This is a genomic window from Saccharopolyspora phatthalungensis (assembly GCF_014203395.1).
Taxonomy (GTDB): Bacteria; Actinomycetota; Actinomycetes; order Mycobacteriales; family Pseudonocardiaceae; genus Saccharopolyspora; species Saccharopolyspora phatthalungensis.
In genome coordinates, this window is the sequence record NZ_JACHIW010000002.1 from 1,701,176 (window position 1) to 1,717,683 (window position 16,508).

General features: G+C 66.5%; 11 protein-coding genes. 5 read left to right on the forward strand and 6 right to left on the reverse strand.

From position 1 onward, the window contains the following. The first annotated feature begins 7 nt into the window (after positions 1 to 7). Together BJ970_RS33670 and BJ970_RS33675 are read left to right on the forward strand one after the other, a co-directional pair. Positions 8 to 1,336, forward strand: coding sequence for a cysteate synthase (locus tag BJ970_RS33670; RefSeq protein WP_184731737.1), 1,329 nt, complete (start codon positions 8 to 10; stop codon positions 1,334 to 1,336). Between the two features lie 15 nt (positions 1,337 to 1,351). Further along, entirely contained in the window at positions 1,352 to 1,945 is a 594-nt protein-coding gene (locus tag BJ970_RS33675) for a cysteine dioxygenase family protein (RefSeq protein WP_312864595.1), read from the forward strand. 79 nt (positions 1,946 to 2,024) lie between these two features. Here the strand turns inward: BJ970_RS33675 and BJ970_RS33680 are convergent, their stop codons facing one another. The 6 genes from BJ970_RS33680 to BJ970_RS33705 all read right to left on the reverse strand — a co-directional run bounded on the left by BJ970_RS33680 (position 2,025) and on the right by BJ970_RS33705 (position 13,638). Next, positions 2,025 to 10,748 (reverse strand): WXG100-like domain-containing protein, encoded by an 8,724-nt coding sequence (locus BJ970_RS33680; protein ID WP_184731739.1) that lies wholly within the window; start codon positions 10,746 to 10,748, stop codon positions 2,025 to 2,027. A gap of 209 nt (positions 10,749 to 10,957) precedes the next feature. Beyond that, positions 10,958 to 11,224, reverse strand: coding sequence for a cytochrome P450 (locus BJ970_RS39255; protein WP_184731741.1), 267 nt, complete (start codon positions 11,222 to 11,224; stop codon positions 10,958 to 10,960). 10 nt (positions 11,225 to 11,234) lie between these two features. Next, positions 11,235 to 11,540, reverse strand: a complete 306-nt coding sequence (locus BJ970_RS40285; RefSeq protein ID WP_184731743.1) for a cytochrome P450 — start codon at positions 11,538 to 11,540, stop codon at positions 11,235 to 11,237. A 256-nt stretch (positions 11,541 to 11,796) separates the two neighbouring features. Next, entirely contained in the window at positions 11,797 to 12,342 is a 546-nt protein-coding gene (locus BJ970_RS33695) for a DUF3455 domain-containing protein (RefSeq protein ID WP_184731745.1), read from the reverse strand. A gap of 367 nt (positions 12,343 to 12,709) precedes the next feature. Continuing rightward, positions 12,710 to 13,276, reverse strand: coding sequence for a hypothetical protein (locus tag BJ970_RS33700; RefSeq protein ID WP_221468374.1), 567 nt, complete (start codon positions 13,274 to 13,276; stop codon positions 12,710 to 12,712). 20 nt (positions 13,277 to 13,296) lie between these two features. Continuing rightward, positions 13,297 to 13,638: a hypothetical protein gene (locus BJ970_RS33705; RefSeq protein WP_184731749.1), complete on the reverse strand. Its 342-nt coding sequence runs from the start codon at positions 13,636 to 13,638 to the stop codon at positions 13,297 to 13,299. Between the two features lie 455 nt (positions 13,639 to 14,093). Here BJ970_RS33705 and BJ970_RS33710 point away from each other — a divergent pair, with 455 nt between their 5' ends. The 3 genes from BJ970_RS33710 to ligD are packed head-to-tail and all read left to right on the forward strand — an operon-like array spanning position 14,094 to position 16,453. Further along, the gene (locus tag BJ970_RS33710; RefSeq protein WP_281399669.1) at positions 14,094 to 14,810 is read left to right on the forward strand and encodes a DUF4142 domain-containing protein; all 717 of its coding nucleotides are present in this window, start codon (positions 14,094 to 14,096) and stop codon (positions 14,808 to 14,810) included. A gap of 17 nt (positions 14,811 to 14,827) precedes the next feature. Then, a complete protein-coding gene (locus BJ970_RS33715) occupies positions 14,828 to 15,436 on the forward strand; it encodes a class F sortase (protein WP_184731753.1) in 609 nt (202 codons plus the stop codon). A 60-nt stretch (positions 15,437 to 15,496) separates the two neighbouring features. Next, complete coding sequence (ligD, locus tag BJ970_RS33720; protein WP_246471940.1) at positions 15,497 to 16,453, forward strand: non-homologous end-joining DNA ligase; 957 nt, start codon at positions 15,497 to 15,499, stop codon at positions 16,451 to 16,453. The last annotated feature ends 55 nt before the right edge of the window (positions 16,454 to 16,508 follow it).

Here is a 16,508-nt window from a genome sequence, read left to right on the forward strand (position 1 = left end):
CTTCCCATTGCCTGCCAACTGTTCGGATAATGTTCGTCACTTCCTGGTCTGCTCAGTCTGCGAACGACGTTTTCCGGACGATGGCTTACTGCTGGACTGCCCCGAAGCGCACGCACCCGGCCTGCTGCGAACCGAGTACCACGCGGCAACGTTCGCGCCGGATGACCAGGCAACCGGCGCGTTCCGTTACCACCGTTGGCTACCGGTGCGCCGCATGATTCGACACGCCGGGCGGACCGTGATCTACCGCAGCGAACGGCTTGGCGCCGCCCTGGGCGTGAAAGACCTGCGCATCGCCTTCAACGGCTACTGGCCCGAGCGCAATGCGAGCCTGATCACTGGTTCGTTCAAGGAACTGGAAGCCGCCACCGTTCTAGGGCGCATTCCCGACAATTTCGGCACGCTCGTGGTGGCTTCCGCGGGCAACACTGCCGCCGCTTTCGCGGAATTGTGTTCGCGACTCGACGTCCCGGCAGTGATTGTCGTGCCCGATGGCGCTCTCACACGACTGCATTCCCAGACTCCCTACACGGATGCGGTGCGCGTCATCGCCGTCGAGCAGGGCGAGTATGCCGATGCCATCGCGCTGGCGGAAATGCTGGCGCAGCAACCGGGTTTTCACGCCGAGGGCGGGACGCGCAACGTCGGGCGACGCGACGGACTGGGCACGGTGATGCTGGCGGCGTGGGAAGAACTTCAGGCACTTCCCGCCACCTACGTCCAGGCGATCGGCAGCGGGGCGGGTGCGATCGCGGCCCACGAAGCCGCAGTACGGCTCCGCCGAATTCATGGCGACGACGTGCGGCAACCGCGCCTCGTGCTGGCCCAGAACGCGGACTTCGCGCCGGTGCACGAGGCTTGGCACACCGGACGCCTGCCATGGAACGCGGCCGACGCGGACGACTCAGACGATTGCGCTTCTGCGCGTCGGGCTTTCGCGCCAGAGCTGACCAATCGACGCCCTCCATACGAGGTAATCGGCGGTCTGCGTGCGGCGCTGGTGGAGAGCCGCGGTGACGTGATCGTTGCCGACGCGCGATCAGCCCAGGCCGCGATGAACGCCTTCCTCGAACTTGAGGGCATCGACATCGAGCCGCCCGCGGGTGTCGCCCTGGCGGCGCTGCGCGAGGCATTGCGCACGGGACGCGTCGACCCGGAAGGAACGATTCTGCTCAACGTCACCGGAGGCGGGCGCGCGAGATACGCCCGCGACCACCGGCTGGAACTCAACCGGCCGGCGTTCACCGTCCCCCGCGACGCGGTGCGGTCGGCAAACCGCGCGGCGGAGATCGCCGCGCAGATAACCGAGCACCGAGCCGCTACCACCGCGCCCTGACCAACGCTCGCGAAAGTGGGTTCTACTTTGCTGCCAGACGGATTCGACCATCCCAACACCACGGGTTCACCTGGCACGGCCGAACTCGTCCGGGCAATCGACCGCGCACTGAGGTCTGCCCCCTCGGACGAACCGCCCGAGCACACCTCTCGCCGCGTCGCCGAGGTCCTCGCTCCGTTCCTGGACTTCAAGGACTTGGTGGACGTCCGCCACCTGGAGCCGGACCCGCACGCCTATAAACAGCACGTGCTGCATGTCGCACCAGATGGCCGTTTTTCGCTCGTAGCCCTGGTGTGGCTGCCCGGGCAGAGCACGCCAATCCACGATCACACCACTTGGTGCGTCGTCGGTACCTACCTGGGCGAGGAGGTTGAGACCACCTATCAGCTGGTCCCCTCCGCTGGTGGACGCCGAGCCCTGGCACCCGTGGCTACCATGGTCAACCCGGCTGGCACGGTCGCTCACCTCGCCCCGCCCGGAGACATTCACCTGGTGCGCAACGGCAGCGACGACCTCGTCATCTCCCTGCACGTCTACGGCACGGACGTGCGCGTCCATGGGACGAGCATCCGTCGCTGTTACGACGAGTTCGACGTTCTCGGGGACTGACCAACGCCGGGACCCAAGGGATTCACAGGTTTAGGCAAAATCGGGACGTCCTATGGACCCGGTGCCCTGCGCCCCGGCACTACCGCCCAGCCCCGTCCCTTGGCGTGTCCAGCCTGGCCGCCAGCTCCCGGGAAAACCGCACCGCCTCATCAGGACCCACCTCATCAATCTTCACCGCCACCAAAGCCACCACATCATCGAACGACACATCCGCGCCATCCCGCGCCAACGCCACCACATCATGAGTCCCCTGCACGATCCCCACCGCCACATCCCGCGGTGCATCCATCAGCCGAGCCCACTCAATCTCCCTAAGCAGAGCCGACTCAGTCCACCCCGCCACACCAACCGACTCAACCTCCAACTGCGACCACTCAACCGCCACCCCATCCACCGTAGAGAAACCCTCCACCAACACCTCAGTCGCGGAACCCGAAGCGGCACCAGCTGAACGACCCACCTTATTGACCTCAGCATTCCGATGCCGCCCCCGCTTCCGGCCCCGCGAAATCGATTGGGTCGCACCAGCCTCAGTCCTGATTTCCGCAAGCAGCCGGTGCCCCCACGAACCACTCTTTCCGAACTTCTGCCCCAGCGCCGCAGCGGTATAGGGCTCACCCGCGTCCCGAGCACGACGCGCCTCCACCCGCGCCACCTCCCGCAACCTCTCTCCCTCTCGATCTCGCACGACCGGCCAGCTCGCATCACCGTCCGTCCTGATTTCCGCAAGTAACCGGTTCCCCCACGATTCGCTCTTTCCGAACTTCTGCCCCAGCGCCGCAGCGGTATAGGGCTCGCCCGCATCCCGAGCACGACGCGCCTCCACCCGCGCCACCTCGCGCACCTTCGCCAACTCCCGCTCCTCTTCCCGCAAGGGACGCCGTTTTCCAACACCCTCGCCCTTGAGTTCCGCAAGCCGCGCCTTACCCCATGCCGCGCTCTTTCCGAACTTCTGCCCCAACGCCACACCGCTATAGGGCTTACCCCCACCCCAAGCACGACGCGCCTCGGCACGCGCCGCCTCCCGCAACCCCGCACTACCAGGCAACTCGGCCGCATCCACCACTTCCCGAGTCGGCTCCGCGTCACCGACGTCCGCCGGCAACGACGCGGCGTCTGCACCGATCGAATCCATTACTCCTGAACCACGTCCAGTCACATCCGCGGCAAGATCCAAGACCTCCGGATTCAGATAACCGGAACCCGCCCCCAGATCCAGGTCGCCCACTCCCGGCACATCGCCAACATCCCAAAACCCAAGCAGATCCGGCGCGGCCTGCCCAGCCACACTGACCGACTCCGCCTGCGACCACTCAACCGCATCCGCATCCACGCCCACCGACGAGACACGCTGCACCGGCACGCCACCCCCAGACCCCGATGCCGCATCAGCAGAACCACCCCCCTCATCTCTGATCTCCCGAAGCCGCGCCCGCCCCCACCAATTGCTCTTGCCAAACTTCCGCCCCAACTCCACACGGGTATAGGGCTCACCCGCGTCACGAGCACGACGAGCCTCGGCACGCCCCGCCTCCCGCACCCGCTCCTCTTCCTGCTCCTGCAAAACTGGCCGGGTCACACCACCCTCATCCTTGATTTCCGCAAGCCGCGCCCGCCCCCACCAATTGCTCTTGCCAAACTTCCGCGCCAACGCCGACCCGCTATAGGGCTCACCCGCGTCACGGGCACGACGAGCCTCCGCCCGCGCCTGCTCCCGCAACCCCGTACTACCAGGCAACTTGGCCGCACCCGCCACTTCCCGGGGCGGCTGCGCATCCGGATCATCGAGATCCGCCGGCAACGACGCAGCACCGGCAGCAATCGAATCCATTGCTCCGGCATCACGACCAGCGTCGGCAGCAAGATCCAACAATCCCAAGTCATCCGGATTCAGATAACCCGAATCCGCCCCCACAGAACCACCCACCTCATTCTTGATCTCCCGAAGCCGCTCCACGCCCCACGCTGCGCTCTTCCCGAACTTCTTCCCCAGCGCCGCACCGGTGTAGGGCTCACCCGCATCACGGGCACGACGCGCCTCCACCCGCGCCGCCTCCCGCACCTTCGCCAACTCCCGCTCGTCTTCCCGCAAGGGACGCCGTCTTCCAACACCCTCATCCTTGAGTTCCGCAAGCCTCGACTTACCCCACGATTCGCCCTTTCCGAACTTCTTCCCCAACGCCACACCGCTATAAGGTTCACCCGCATCCCGGGCACGACGCGCCTCGGCACGCGCCGCCTCCCGAACCCGCTCCACCTTCTGCTCCAGGAAAACCCGCGGCATCGCACCACCCGTACCACCGATCTCCGCAAGCTGGGAGCTACCCCACATTGCGCTCTTTCCGAACTTACGGCCCAGAGCCGCACCGGTATAAGGTTCACCCGCATCCCGGGCACGACGCGCCTCGGCACGCGCCGCCTCCCGAACCCGCTCCTGCAAAACCGACCGGGTCACACCACCCTCACCCCTGATCTCCGCGAGCCGCGACTTGCCCCATGATCGGGTCATCCCGAACTTCTGCCCCAACACCACGGCGGTATAGGGCTCACCCGCATCCCGAGCACGACGCGCCTCCACACGCGCCGCCTCCCGCAACTCCGCGCTATTAGGCACGCCATCACGACCAGGTGCCTCCGCACCGAGATCCGGCAAACCGGATTCATCCGGATTCAGATGACCGGAACCCGACCCCAGAGCCCCCACATCCGGAGCAGCACCATGAACGTCCCACGACCACGACTCCACTCCCGGCGAGCCCCCATCGACGACACCGATGTCCACAAGTTCCGGCACAATCGGGAAGCTCACCTCCGGGCCCGACTCCATCCACTCCGCATCGAGTAATTCCGCCGAGGGGACCGCTTCGGTCGGCACACCATCACGGGCCCGCGCCTCCGCACGCGCCGCCTCGTTCAGCAGCTCCGCGCTACCCAGCTCGGCAAGATCAGCCATCTCGGCCGCATTTTCCGCTTCAAGTCCCGGATCCACCACATCGTCGGCGGGCCCCACGGGTCCGCGCTCGGCACCCTCGTCGCCCGAACCCTCATCACGACCCAGGTTACGGCCATTGCTCCCAGCAACCGCCAACAAATCCGCGTCCTCCGACGCCGCCTGCGGCACATCATCACCCCACGGCCATCCCGCACCGGCCGGCGAGCCCCACCAAGACTCTAAAGCCGCATCGAAATCCAACGACCACAGATCGTCCTCCGACTCGGTCACCGCACCGCCGACTTGACCGCTGTCCGCAGACTCCTGCAAAACCGGCGCCTCGGCCCGCGAATCCGGCCGTCCCCCGCCACCCTCGGCCCTGATTTCCGCAAGCCGCCGCGAACCCCAGTCCGCGCTCCTTCCAAACTTCGCCCCCAACGTCGCACCGCTGTGCGGCTCGCCAGCTTCACGAGCACGACGCGCCTCCGCACGCGCCTCCTCCCGCACCCGCTTGCCCTCCCGCCCTCGCACAGCCGACCGGGTCACACCACCCTCCCCTCTGATCTCCGCAAGCCGCTGCTGCCCCCACCCCGTGCTCATTCCGAACTTCTCGCCCAGTACCTTGGCGGTGTAGGGCTCGCCGACGTCCCGGGCACGACGCGCCTCCGCACGCGCCTCCTCCCGCACCCGCTTGCCCTCCTGCTCTTGCAAAGCCGACCGGGTCACACCGCCCTCATCCTTGATCTCCGCAAGCCGCGCCTGCCCCCACGCCGCGCTCATTCCGAACCTCTCGCCCAACCTCGCAGCGCTGTAGGGCTCGCCGACGTCACGAGCACGACGGGCCTCCACCCGCGCCGCCTCCCGCTCCTGCCCCCCTTCCCCCAAGGCCCACGCGTTCCCATCTTCAGCATTGAGTTCCGCAAGCCGGGCCGTACCCCACGGCTTGCTCTTTCCGAACTTCTTCCCCAACGCAGCACCCGTATAAGGCTCACCCGCATCCCGAGCACGACGCGCCTCCGCACGCGCCGCCTCCCGCACCCGATCCATCTCTTGCTGCCGCACAGCCGACTGAGTCGCACCACCCTCGGCCTTGATTTCCGCAAGCCGGGCCTTACCCCACGCAACGCTCTTTCCGAACTTCTTCCCCAACGCCGCACCCGTATAAGGCTCACCCGCATCCCGAGCACGCCGCGCCTCCACACGCACCGCCTCCCACGCCCGATCCACCTCTTGCCGCCGCACAGTCGACCGAGTCGCACCACCCTCAGCCCTGATTTCCGCAAGCCGTTCCAAACCCCACGTCTCGCCCTTTTCGAACTTCGCCCCCAACTCCGCACCCGTGTAAGGCTCACCCGCGTCCCGAGCACGACGCGCCTCCGCACGCGCCGCCTCACGCGCCTCCTCCCACACGTTCGCCCGCTCCTGGTCCCGTTCCCGCACGACCGGCTCGGTCAAAGCGGTGTCGGGCTCGCCCTCGTCCCGAGCACGACGCGCCTCCACCCGCGCCGCCTCCCGCACCCGCTCCAGCTCTTGCTGCCGCACAGCCGACCGAGTCGCGCCACCCTCGTCCCTGATTTCCACAAGCCGCTCCAGACCCCACGCCTTGCTCTTTCCGAACTTCGCCCCCAACTCAGCACCCGTGTAAGGCTCGCCCGCATCCCGAGCACGACGCGCCTCCACCCGCGCCGCCTCCCGCACGTTCGCCCGCTCCTGCTCCCTTTCCCGCAAGACCCGCGCGGTCCCATCCCCAACGTTGATCTCCGCATTCCGAGCCTTACCCCACTCCTTACTCATTCCGAACTTCTCCCCCAACGCCGCACCCGTATAAGGCTCACCCGCATCCCGAGCACGACGCGCCTCCACCCGCGCCGCCTCCCGCACCCGCTCCCCCTCCTGCTCCAGCAAAGCCGACCGGGTCGCGCCTCCCTCGGTCCTGATCTCCACAAGCCGCTCCGAACCCCACGACTCGCTCATGCCGAACTTTTCCCCCAACACAGCCCCGGTGTAAGGCTCACCCGCATCCCGAGCACGACGCGCCTCCACCCGCGCCGCCTCCCGCACGTCCGCCCGCTTTTGTTCCCCCTCCCGCAAAGCCCGTGAGCGCCCACCACCCTCACCACCAATCTCCCTAAGCCGTGCCATACCCCACGTCGCGCTCTTCCCGAACTTCTTCCCTAACGCCGCACCCCTACGGTGCGTACCCGTGTACCGAGCACGATGCGCCTCCACCCGCGCGTTCTCGTGCGACCCCGCCAAGCTCGCACCGGTGTCCCCAATTTCCGGCGAAACCGGGAAGTTCGGCTGCGGCCCCACAGGCCTGCGCGCCGCACCCTCATCGACCGAACCAGAACCATCGCCACGACGCCGCTTACGGCCACCGCCCGCACCGGCCGAACCCGTCCCCCTGACCCCCGAGGACCATCCCCCAAAATCCATCGAATCAAACACGGCATCGACGTCCGGATCAAAACCCCACGTCATCGGAACACCCGCCGACTCAGCGGGAGCAGACCCCTCGGACACCGAGGCATCCGCCTGCGGATCCGGCCCCGCACCAGCACGAACGCCCAACCCTGTCCCTTGCGCATCCAGCCTGGCCGCCAACTCCCGCGAAAACCGCACCGCCCCATCACGACCCACCTCAGCAACCTTCACCGCCACCAAAGCCACCACATCATCCAACGACACATCCGCGCCATCACGCGCCAACGTCACCACATCATGAGTCCCCTGCACAATCCGCACCGCAGCGTCACGGGGCCCACCCACCGACCGCGCCCACTCAACCTCCCTACGCAGATCCGACTCCGTCCACCGCGCCACAGCCGCATCCGCTGAAGGGGCACCTTCCGTCGACAGACTGCCCTCGGAACCCGAAGCACCACCGGCAGCACCACTCGCCTCATCCGCTATCTCACGAAGCCGATGCAGACCCCAAGCGGTGCTCTTTCCGAACCTCTCGCCCAACGCCGCACCCGTATAAGGCTCGCCCGCGTCCCGAGCACGACGCGCCTCCAACCGCGCGTCCTCCCGCTCCCGCACCCGGAATGCCCGTCGGGTCGCACCACCCTCAGTCCTGATCTCCGCAAGCCGCTGCTGGCCCCACGACTTGCTACGTCCGAACTTCTCCCCCAACGTCGCACCGCTGTGGGGCTCCCCCGCGTCACGGGCACGACGCGCCTCCACGCGCCCCAACTCCTGTAATCGCGTCGCACTATCAGGCCGCTCGGCCACGTCTAGCGCCTCCGGCCCCGGATTCGCGGCCGCAAAACCGGACTCCGCCGGCGACGGTGCAGCACTGTCTGCGATCGAATCCCGAGCAGCGGTGCCCACAAAGTCCGACGAAATCAGGAAGTCTCTCACCGGCGCCAAAACCGCCCACGCCGGATCATCCGCTGGCTCGGCGGTCACCTCGCCGATCTGACCGCTGCCCGACCCGAACGCCGGAACCTCGGTCTGGGAAGGCGAGCCCGCTCCGGCATGGATTCTCAACCCCGACCCTTGCGTGCCCAGCCTGGCCGCCAGTTCCCGAGAAAACCGCACCGCCTTTTTACGACCTACTTCATCAACCTTCGCCGCCAACCCCGAATCCGACCCGATCGCATCCGCCACTGGACGAGGACGAGACCCATTAGAAGAAAACCGCATCCACCGCGGACCACGCTCACCACGCCCCGGCATCATCGCGACAACATCACGCCCCAGAACCCGCGCCACCTCCGACGCCTGACCCGACGACACCACCACACCAGGACTCGAACCGACTCCTGACACCAACACCACCGGACCCACACCCACATCCCTCACCCGACCACGCACGAACTCCGCAACCCCACCATCAGCAACCACATCCACCGGCACCGTCACCCGAACCGCACCCGCAGGCAACCCCACCGGACCAACCGGCGACACCACCCCTGACGAACCCGGCAACACCGACGAGTGCGGCGTGCTATCGCCCACGCCAACCGCATCCGAATTCTCCGCAGCCGAATCCCTACCCGCAGGAACACCAAGAACAGTCATTCCATCCCACGCGGACTCCTGTCCCGGCAACGTGGACCAGGCGTCGGCACCCGGAAGCGCCGCTGCCGCTTGGGAATTCCTCGACATCGCGACATCCGAAGGCAGATCGGACACCTCGGCGACATCCGGGAACGACGAGCTCTCCCACGAAACGTCGTCCAGTCGGGCCAATGGCTCCACCAGCCGCGCATCGTCCACATTTTTGTGGCCGTTCGCCCTGGGCGTGTCGACGCCGGGATGGCCATCGTTTGGCGGCAAATCGGCCGAGGAATCCCCTATCTTGGCGACAATTTCAGAACCCGCCGACCGCTCCGCCGACACACCCGTAGCGGCCACGGCAGACGACCAAGCACCCGCGTGGTTATCACCAGTTACCCGGCTGTACGATGGCGGCGGTGTGACCGGCCTGTCCAGATCCCACGGCGCACCCGGGGCATTTTCATCGTCCGCGTGCCACGACGTCGGCGCGGTGTAATTCGGCGTCTCACGCGCGCCGGCCTTGGGATCCAGCCCCATCGTGGCAGCGGCATCCACGCCGAGGTCGACGGGCAGGAAGCCCGACGTCACCGGAATACCTTTGACCACCGGTCCCAGAGCCGATTTCAGGTCAGTCGCCACCGTTGTGGAACCCGGCACCGACTCCGCGAGGTCCCTAGTGGACAGCTCCTTTGGAGAGCCGAATTCCCTCGGCTGCGAACCGGGGTCCACCTTCGCGTCCTCGGACGTCTCCACATCCGTGTCGGTGTCGGCGCTGCCGGACTCCTTCTCTCCGCCAGCGGCATCCTGGGCCCGGCCCGCCGGAATCAACTGACCCCGCAACGCCAGACCCGCCAGGTTCCCGATACCCGAACCCACCGCCTCCGACAACCCCGCCGTGAACGAGAACGGATTCCACTGCGCCCCCTGACCACTCAACGCCCCATACCCCGCCTCGCCCAACATCTCGGTCAGGCCCTCTTCCAGCGACTCCCCCAGCCCATGACCGAACCGCGCCGCCCACATCGCCCGCACCGACATCCCCGCGTAATCCTCAATATTCTTTGACACCACATCAGCAAAACGCGCCATCGACGAGGCCGGATACAGCTCCGCGTGCTCCTCCACCGCATGCTTCGCCGCCGCCGCCAACACCTCAACATCGATCTCATCACCCAGACCACGCACCAACACCTTCGTCACCGCATTACCCACCACATTGCCCAACGCCGACAGCGGCACCGCCAACAACGCACTGAACGCCCCCACCCCCACCGCCATCCCGGTCAGCTGGCCATCCCACTTCTTCCGCGTCCCCAACGCGAACTGCACCCCCTGCGCACCCACATCCATCACCACCTGCAACCCGATCCCCACCACCTGCGCCACCGCCAACCGCATGAACAACTGCCCCCACCACCGCGACAACAAAAACCGCATCACCGCAAACCGCGCCGCCAACCACGCCATACTCGCCCCCGCCGTCACCCCCGCCATCGACACCGCCCACGCCACCTCCGCCCACAACAGAAGCAGGCCCCCGACCGTCACAAACTTCAAATACTGCACCTGCAACGCCAGATTCCGCACAAACCCCGCCAACTCCCGCAACCCCACACCACCCGCCTCCAACACCGGACCAAACCCAGCCAACCGCTCCGCAAACCGATCCGCCGCCTTGCCCGAAAACTCACCCCGTACCTGCCCCATCACCTCCCCCACCGCCGGTGCCAACACCTCCACCGTTGCCGCACCCGACTCCAACCGCTCCGCCACCGCGAACAACGCATCCTCATCCGCATCCGTCATATCCTCACCCGTCAACACCTGAAAAAGCCGTCTCACCTCCTCCGGCACCAGCACAGACACGCGCAATCACCCAATCAGCTCACACACGAACCACCCCGAAATGACCATCGTGCCATTAGGCCGGCAGTGGGGCGGCTGGCCACCCCAGTTGGGTTTCTCGGTCGCCGAAGCCACTACGGGATGCAAAAAGGCCCGCCGACCTGCGCTTTCGCGCCGGGTCAGCGGGCCCGTGCGACACCGCACATGTCGACGCTGCCATTGCCTACCGTTCAGTGCTCGCACGGCTGCGGCAGGTCTTCACAGAAACGATCGCCAATGCACTTGCGCGCGCTGCCGCCGAACGGTAGGTAGGCGCTGCGGTCTGGAGGGTTCAGCCAGCGGTCGGGGTCAAACCGGTCAGGCTCGGGGTAGAGGTCGCGGCGGTGGTGGATCAGGTAGGGGCTAAAGGCGATCGTGGTGCCCGCGAGCAGCGGCTTGCCACCGAGTTCGGTGTCTTGGGTCACCGTCCGGGTCAGCAGCCAGGCAGGCGGGTACATGCGTCGCTGATCACGCGGCCGGTGAAGTCCAGCTTCGGCAGATGCTCATCGGTGGGCGGAGCCCGGCCAGGACGGCATCGGTCTCGGCGTGCAGGCGCCGTTCCGTCTCCGGATGGCGGGCGAGGAGATACAGGGCCCAGGACAGCGTTGCGGCCGTTGTTTCCATTCCCGCCGCACGGCGACTCTCCACCACCAGGACCCGCAGCCTCGCCGAGGTCCTAGAAGTACAGCGCGCGATCCACGACGCGGTCCTCGCGGGCGACGAGGCCAGAGCCTCCAGTGCGGTCGAGACCCACCTCACCGAGACCAGAGACATCCTGATCTCCCAGATCGTCAACCGCTGAACCGTCCGGGCGTTGCCTACCGGGCCCGTTAAAATTGGTGGATTTCATTTCCAGGTAGGCGCTTTTGACCCGCCAGGGGCTCCGGCGCGTTGCTGCGCCGGAGCCCCCGAGTAAGTCGTTGGACGTTGCGGGTGGTCCCGGTGCCCGGCATCGGGTCGATATGCCTTCTCGCACAGCGGATCAGCTCCATCCTCGTGCGGCATATCTGGCGACGAACGCCCCTTCAGCTCACTGGGCGCCCCAGAACACGTAATCGGCGGTGTAGGAAACGCTGGCCCGTGCGCCTTCGTTGCACTTCCCGGCGGGAGCAAGACCGCCGCGGGTGTTCAGCCGCTGAACGTAGGTGACCTCGCCGAACTGCGTGCCCCGGCCGCCGTTGTTCTCGGTCGCTTTCAACAGCAACTGCGGCACCGCGCCCGGCTTGTCCGCCGAGGCGATCTTTTGCGCACCGACCAAGGAACCATCCTTTGTGGATTCCCAGCGAGGATAGGCTGGGCCGGCGAAGTGGATCGCCACCGATGTGCCGTAGTAGTCGCTCAGCGTCGCTGCGGGTTGGATGAACGTCCAGGCCCCGTTGAGGCAGCCGTAAATCTGCACGCCATCGCCGCGGTAGGTGGCGATACGCTTGTTGCTGGCCGGCGCCTTGATTGCCTCCGGCACCCACTGCGAATCGAGGCTTGTCCGTACCCCGGCCTCGACTTGAGTTGCGCTCGCCGTCGCCGCACCACCAATCGCCAGAACGCCAGCCAAAAGCGCGACCGTCAACCGCTTCATACTTCCCTGCCTTCTCATCGGCCCACCGGTTCCCGTCGGGCATTGCACCCATAATGTTGATCAAGGCGGACGGCAGAATGGGCAGTACGGCGACAGGTTTGCCTGGAAACCTTTGTTGTCTGCCCCGAAATACTCCCGTACCTAAGCGCGATTCCCTCGAAAGGAGGCACACAAAACGATGTCGGAGTTTCCGGGGGCAGCGACGATCACCCATGGGTTTAGCTCGGGCGTTGAGAACGGCGGTAGCCGTTCGGCTACTTGGTCGATCTCCTTGCCATCGCGGGAAGTCTGACCGGCAAGGACTGTCTGCCGCTGGGCAGCCCCGGGCCGGCGAGAGCCCCCGAGCCGGATTGGCCCGGGGGTTTTCTCATTTCTCACGCCAGGTGACCACACGTCGCAGCAGTCGACCGGCGCTGCAGATTCGCGCGCACAGCCAGTGTGGGCCCTCGATCTCGGTAAGAATCCCATTGAAGTCGCGGCGCCAACGCCGGTTGTCGCCGTCGGTGAAGACGATCCCCAGCGGGAACCTCACGTCGGCGCCTCTTTCCGACTCATCGTCGAAGTGTCCTTGCTTCATGCGGTCCGCGGTGTCGCTGATGGCCTCTCGCCACAGCGTGTCGGCGTCGGCGCCCAACAAGCTGCGGGCGTCGATCGGTTCGGGTGCAGGCGGCCAGCACCCCCGCTCCGCAAGCTGACTTCGCCCGTCGAACAACACTGCAACCGACCAAATCGGTAGACCGCTGGTGTTGACGTACTTCGGCACGTCGTTCTCGTACCAGAGCGCGACTTTGGCAGCTAACTGCTGACGATCTCGTTGCTGGGTAAGGCGGAACTGATGTTGGGAGGTCCCTGCCGCGACGATTGCGACGCCGGCGGACAGGGCCGTGAACAAGATGGTGAAGATGTCCTTGTAGTGGATCAGCCACGCGATCAATGCGCCGTCACCGCCAGCGATCAATGTGCCATCCTCGCCAGCGACGATTGGAACTTCAGCCGGACATCCTCCGGGGTCTCGGCTGCGTCGTACCGCAGCACGATCGCCCCCGCCTGGTGCGCGTTATCCCCAAGCTTGCGCGCGAACGTCGATGCCGCCGACTCGTCCGCGAACGACACCACGGACACCGTGTCGGTCGCCACCAGCTGCACGCATCCGAGCGACGCGCAGTTCTGCGCCGTATCGTCCCGAGGGTTCGGCACCGAAAGCCCGTCCCGCTGGAACTGCTCGACCACCTGCTGCGCCGTCGGTCCCTGACTCGCCGAACCGCTACCGCACGCCGACACCAAACGCTCGCCCACCAGAGCAGGGGTTAACCACCGCATAGATCCTCACTTCGAAAAACAGGGCAGCCCTGCGCTACCCCACCGAATAATCATCGCGAACCGGGCATCCCCGGTTATCCGGCGAACGGGTGAACCATGCCGACCGCACCGCCCCCCGATGCTCCGCCGTCGGGTGCAACGCGCTCGACGTGAAATGGCGATTTCGATGGAAATCGGCGGGCGGATTTCCATCGAAATCGACCCGCTTAGCGACGGTCGTCCGCCGTGCCTGGCTACTCACTCGTTTCGGCGAATTTGAGCAGCCATCGGGCCCGCGGGTAGGAACGGCAACGGCGCCACCGAACCCTCAGCGAGCCTCACCGCAATGCCCGCCTCCGCCTGATCAACTGACCGATGCAGCTTCTGTTGCGGCGTGCGGAATCGCCCTGCACCGTAATTGTTCCTGACCAGTGGGGAGAAGGGGGACCAGGATGAGTAGATGCGCTGCAGCGGCGTTGGGCGGTGCGGCCGTGGTAGTGGCGTTGGCGGTACCCAGCGGTGCGGCCCACGCGGCTCCGTGGTCGATCGACCCGGCTCAGCAGTCCTCCGGAAGCGCCACGGCCGCATTGGCCCAGCAGGACACGGCTTTCATGACACAGGTCGCGCAGGTGAACCTGGCGGAGATCACTATAGGCAAACTGGCGCTGCAGAAGGCAGCTACGGCGCAGGTCCGGTCACTGGCACAGGAAACGCTTACCGATCACCAGAGCGCGCAGAGCAAGCTCGAACAGTTGGCCAGTCAGAAGGGCGCGATGCTGCCATCGTCGCCGAATGCGGAGCAGCAGGGTATCGGACACCAACTCGAAAGCGCGTCCGGCGCCATGTTCGACACCACCTACCTGCAGGCGCAGATCGCGGGACACCAAGAGGCGGCAACACAAACACGCGCCGAAATCGCCTCTGGTCACGATGCTGACGTGCAGAACTACGCCAAAGACTTCCTCCCGGTAGTCCTCAAACACCTTAGCGATGCCGAGGCGGCCGCGAAGGCCCTCGGCGTTGCGCCCAAGGGCGCCAACACCGGATCCGGCGGCTTCGTGGAGCAAGCACATCCCCGCGCCGCCGACCTAGGCTTGGTGGTAGCCGGTCTGGCCATGGCCGCTGGTGCCGGTGTGGTGCTGCTGCGCCGGCGACAGCGTCTCGAATGAGGTCACGGCACCACCGAGTGCCAGAGATCTTGCTGGCGCTCGGCCTAATGGTCGGGGCATTGGGACTCGGCCATGCTCTGACCAGCGGCCCGAGACTGCCACACACCGGAACAGTCCCGGTCGCCCATACCGAACGTTCCTCAGCACCCGCAGCGGCGCAGGAGAAGCCGGTGCCGGCGTCGCCGAACCAGGTGCCGCAACGGGTGCGGCTGCCGCCCTTGGGCGTCGACGCGCCGATCCGACCGGTGTTGCCGGGGCCGGACCGTCAGCTAGGCGTGCCCGAATCACCCGGCGTCGTCGGGTGGTGGAGCGCGGGCGTCGCACCCGGTTCTCGGCACGGCACCGTCGTGCTGGCCGGGCACGTCGACAGCCGCCGCGACGGCCCGGGGGCGTTGTTCCGGGTGGCCGATCTTGAGCCAGGCGATCCCGTCACGGTTACTACCGCGCAAGCCGCGCTCCGGTACCGGATAGAGGCAGTGCGCAGCTATCCCAAGGAATCCCTGCCGGAAGATGTGTTCGACCGTACCGGCCGTCCCCGTCTGGTGCTGATCACCTGCGGAGGAACGTTCGACGACAGCACGCGCCAGTACGACCACAACATCGTCGCCTACGCCGTCCCGGCGTAGGCGGCATGCCAACTGCAGCACCCACTGGCGACTGCGGTCACCGCGGCGCAGGCTCACCACATGGCAGCGCAACCGCAGGTACCCGCGTGGGTGGCACGCGGCCCGATGCTGCCCACCGCGGGATCCCCACCAACCAGTCCCGGCTTCGCCGCCGAGATCAAATGGGACGGCATGCGAGCCCTGGTCGTTGCCGGGCCGGACGGTATCCGGGTGATCAGCCGCTCGGGCCGCGACGTGACGACGTCGTTTCCCGAACTCCGAGCCCTCACCGAGGTCATCGGCACCCGGCGAGTGGTCCTGGACGGCGAGATCGTCGCCCTCGGCACGAGCGGCCAACCCGACTTCGTCCGCTTGCAGGACCGGATCCACCGCCCCCTGCCCACCACTGCCGTACTGCGTGATGTGCCGGTCTGCCTGTATCTCTTCGACCTGCTCCACCTCGACGGCGCCGACCTGCTCGCCACGCCCTACCTCGATCGCCGCGACCGGCTCACCACGCTCGGACTGGAACGCGGCCCGATCCGGGTGCCGGACTACTACACCGACGTCAGCCCGGCACAGATGCTTGAGATCGCCCGCCAACACCACCTCGAAGGGATCGTCGCCAAGCGCCTGAACTCCCGATACATACCCGGAAAACGCTCACCGGACTGGATCAAGACCGCGATCCGCACGACCACCGACGTGGTAATCGGCGGATGGGTACCCGGCAGCGGCCGGTACCGCCACCTAGTCGGCTCGCTGCTGGTCGGCCTCTACGACCAGACCGGCACCCTGCGCTACGCCGGCCACGTCGGCACCGGATTCTCCGACCGAGACCGGAAGGTACTCGCCGAAGGACTCGACGAGCTCAGCCGACCGGCAAGTCCGTTCGCCGACGCCGTCCCGCAGGAGTTCGCCCGCTACGCCCGATGGATCGAACCAGTGGTCACCGCCGAAATCAGCTATCGAGAACGAACCGCCGACGGACGCCTGCGGCACCCGTCATTCCGGCACATCGTCGCACCAGAGCAATGATCGTCTTAGCACGGAACAGGGAATTCCGGACTCGCGCCATACTGCACGCTGGCCT

What these genes read in the sequence shown, in the direction of transcription:
- BJ970_RS39255 (WP_184731741.1), bottom strand. Translation starts at nt 11,224, where the DNA reads ATGTACCCGCCTGCCTGGCTGCTGACCCGGACGGTGACCCAAGACACC.
- BJ970_RS40285 (WP_184731743.1), bottom strand. Translation starts at nt 11,540, where the DNA reads ATGTCTCTGGTCTCGGTGAGGTGGGTCTCGACCGCACTGGAGGCTCTG.
- BJ970_RS33695 (WP_184731745.1), bottom strand. Translation starts at nt 12,342, where the DNA reads ATGAAGCGGTTGACGGTCGCGCTTTTGGCTGGCGTTCTGGCGATTGGT.
- BJ970_RS33710 (WP_281399669.1), top strand. Translation starts at nt 14,094, where the DNA reads ATGAGTAGATGCGCTGCAGCGGCGTTGGGCGGTGCGGCCGTGGTAGTG.
- ligD (WP_246471940.1), top strand. Translation starts at nt 15,497, where the DNA reads ATGGCAGCGCAACCGCAGGTACCCGCGTGGGTGGCACGCGGCCCGATG.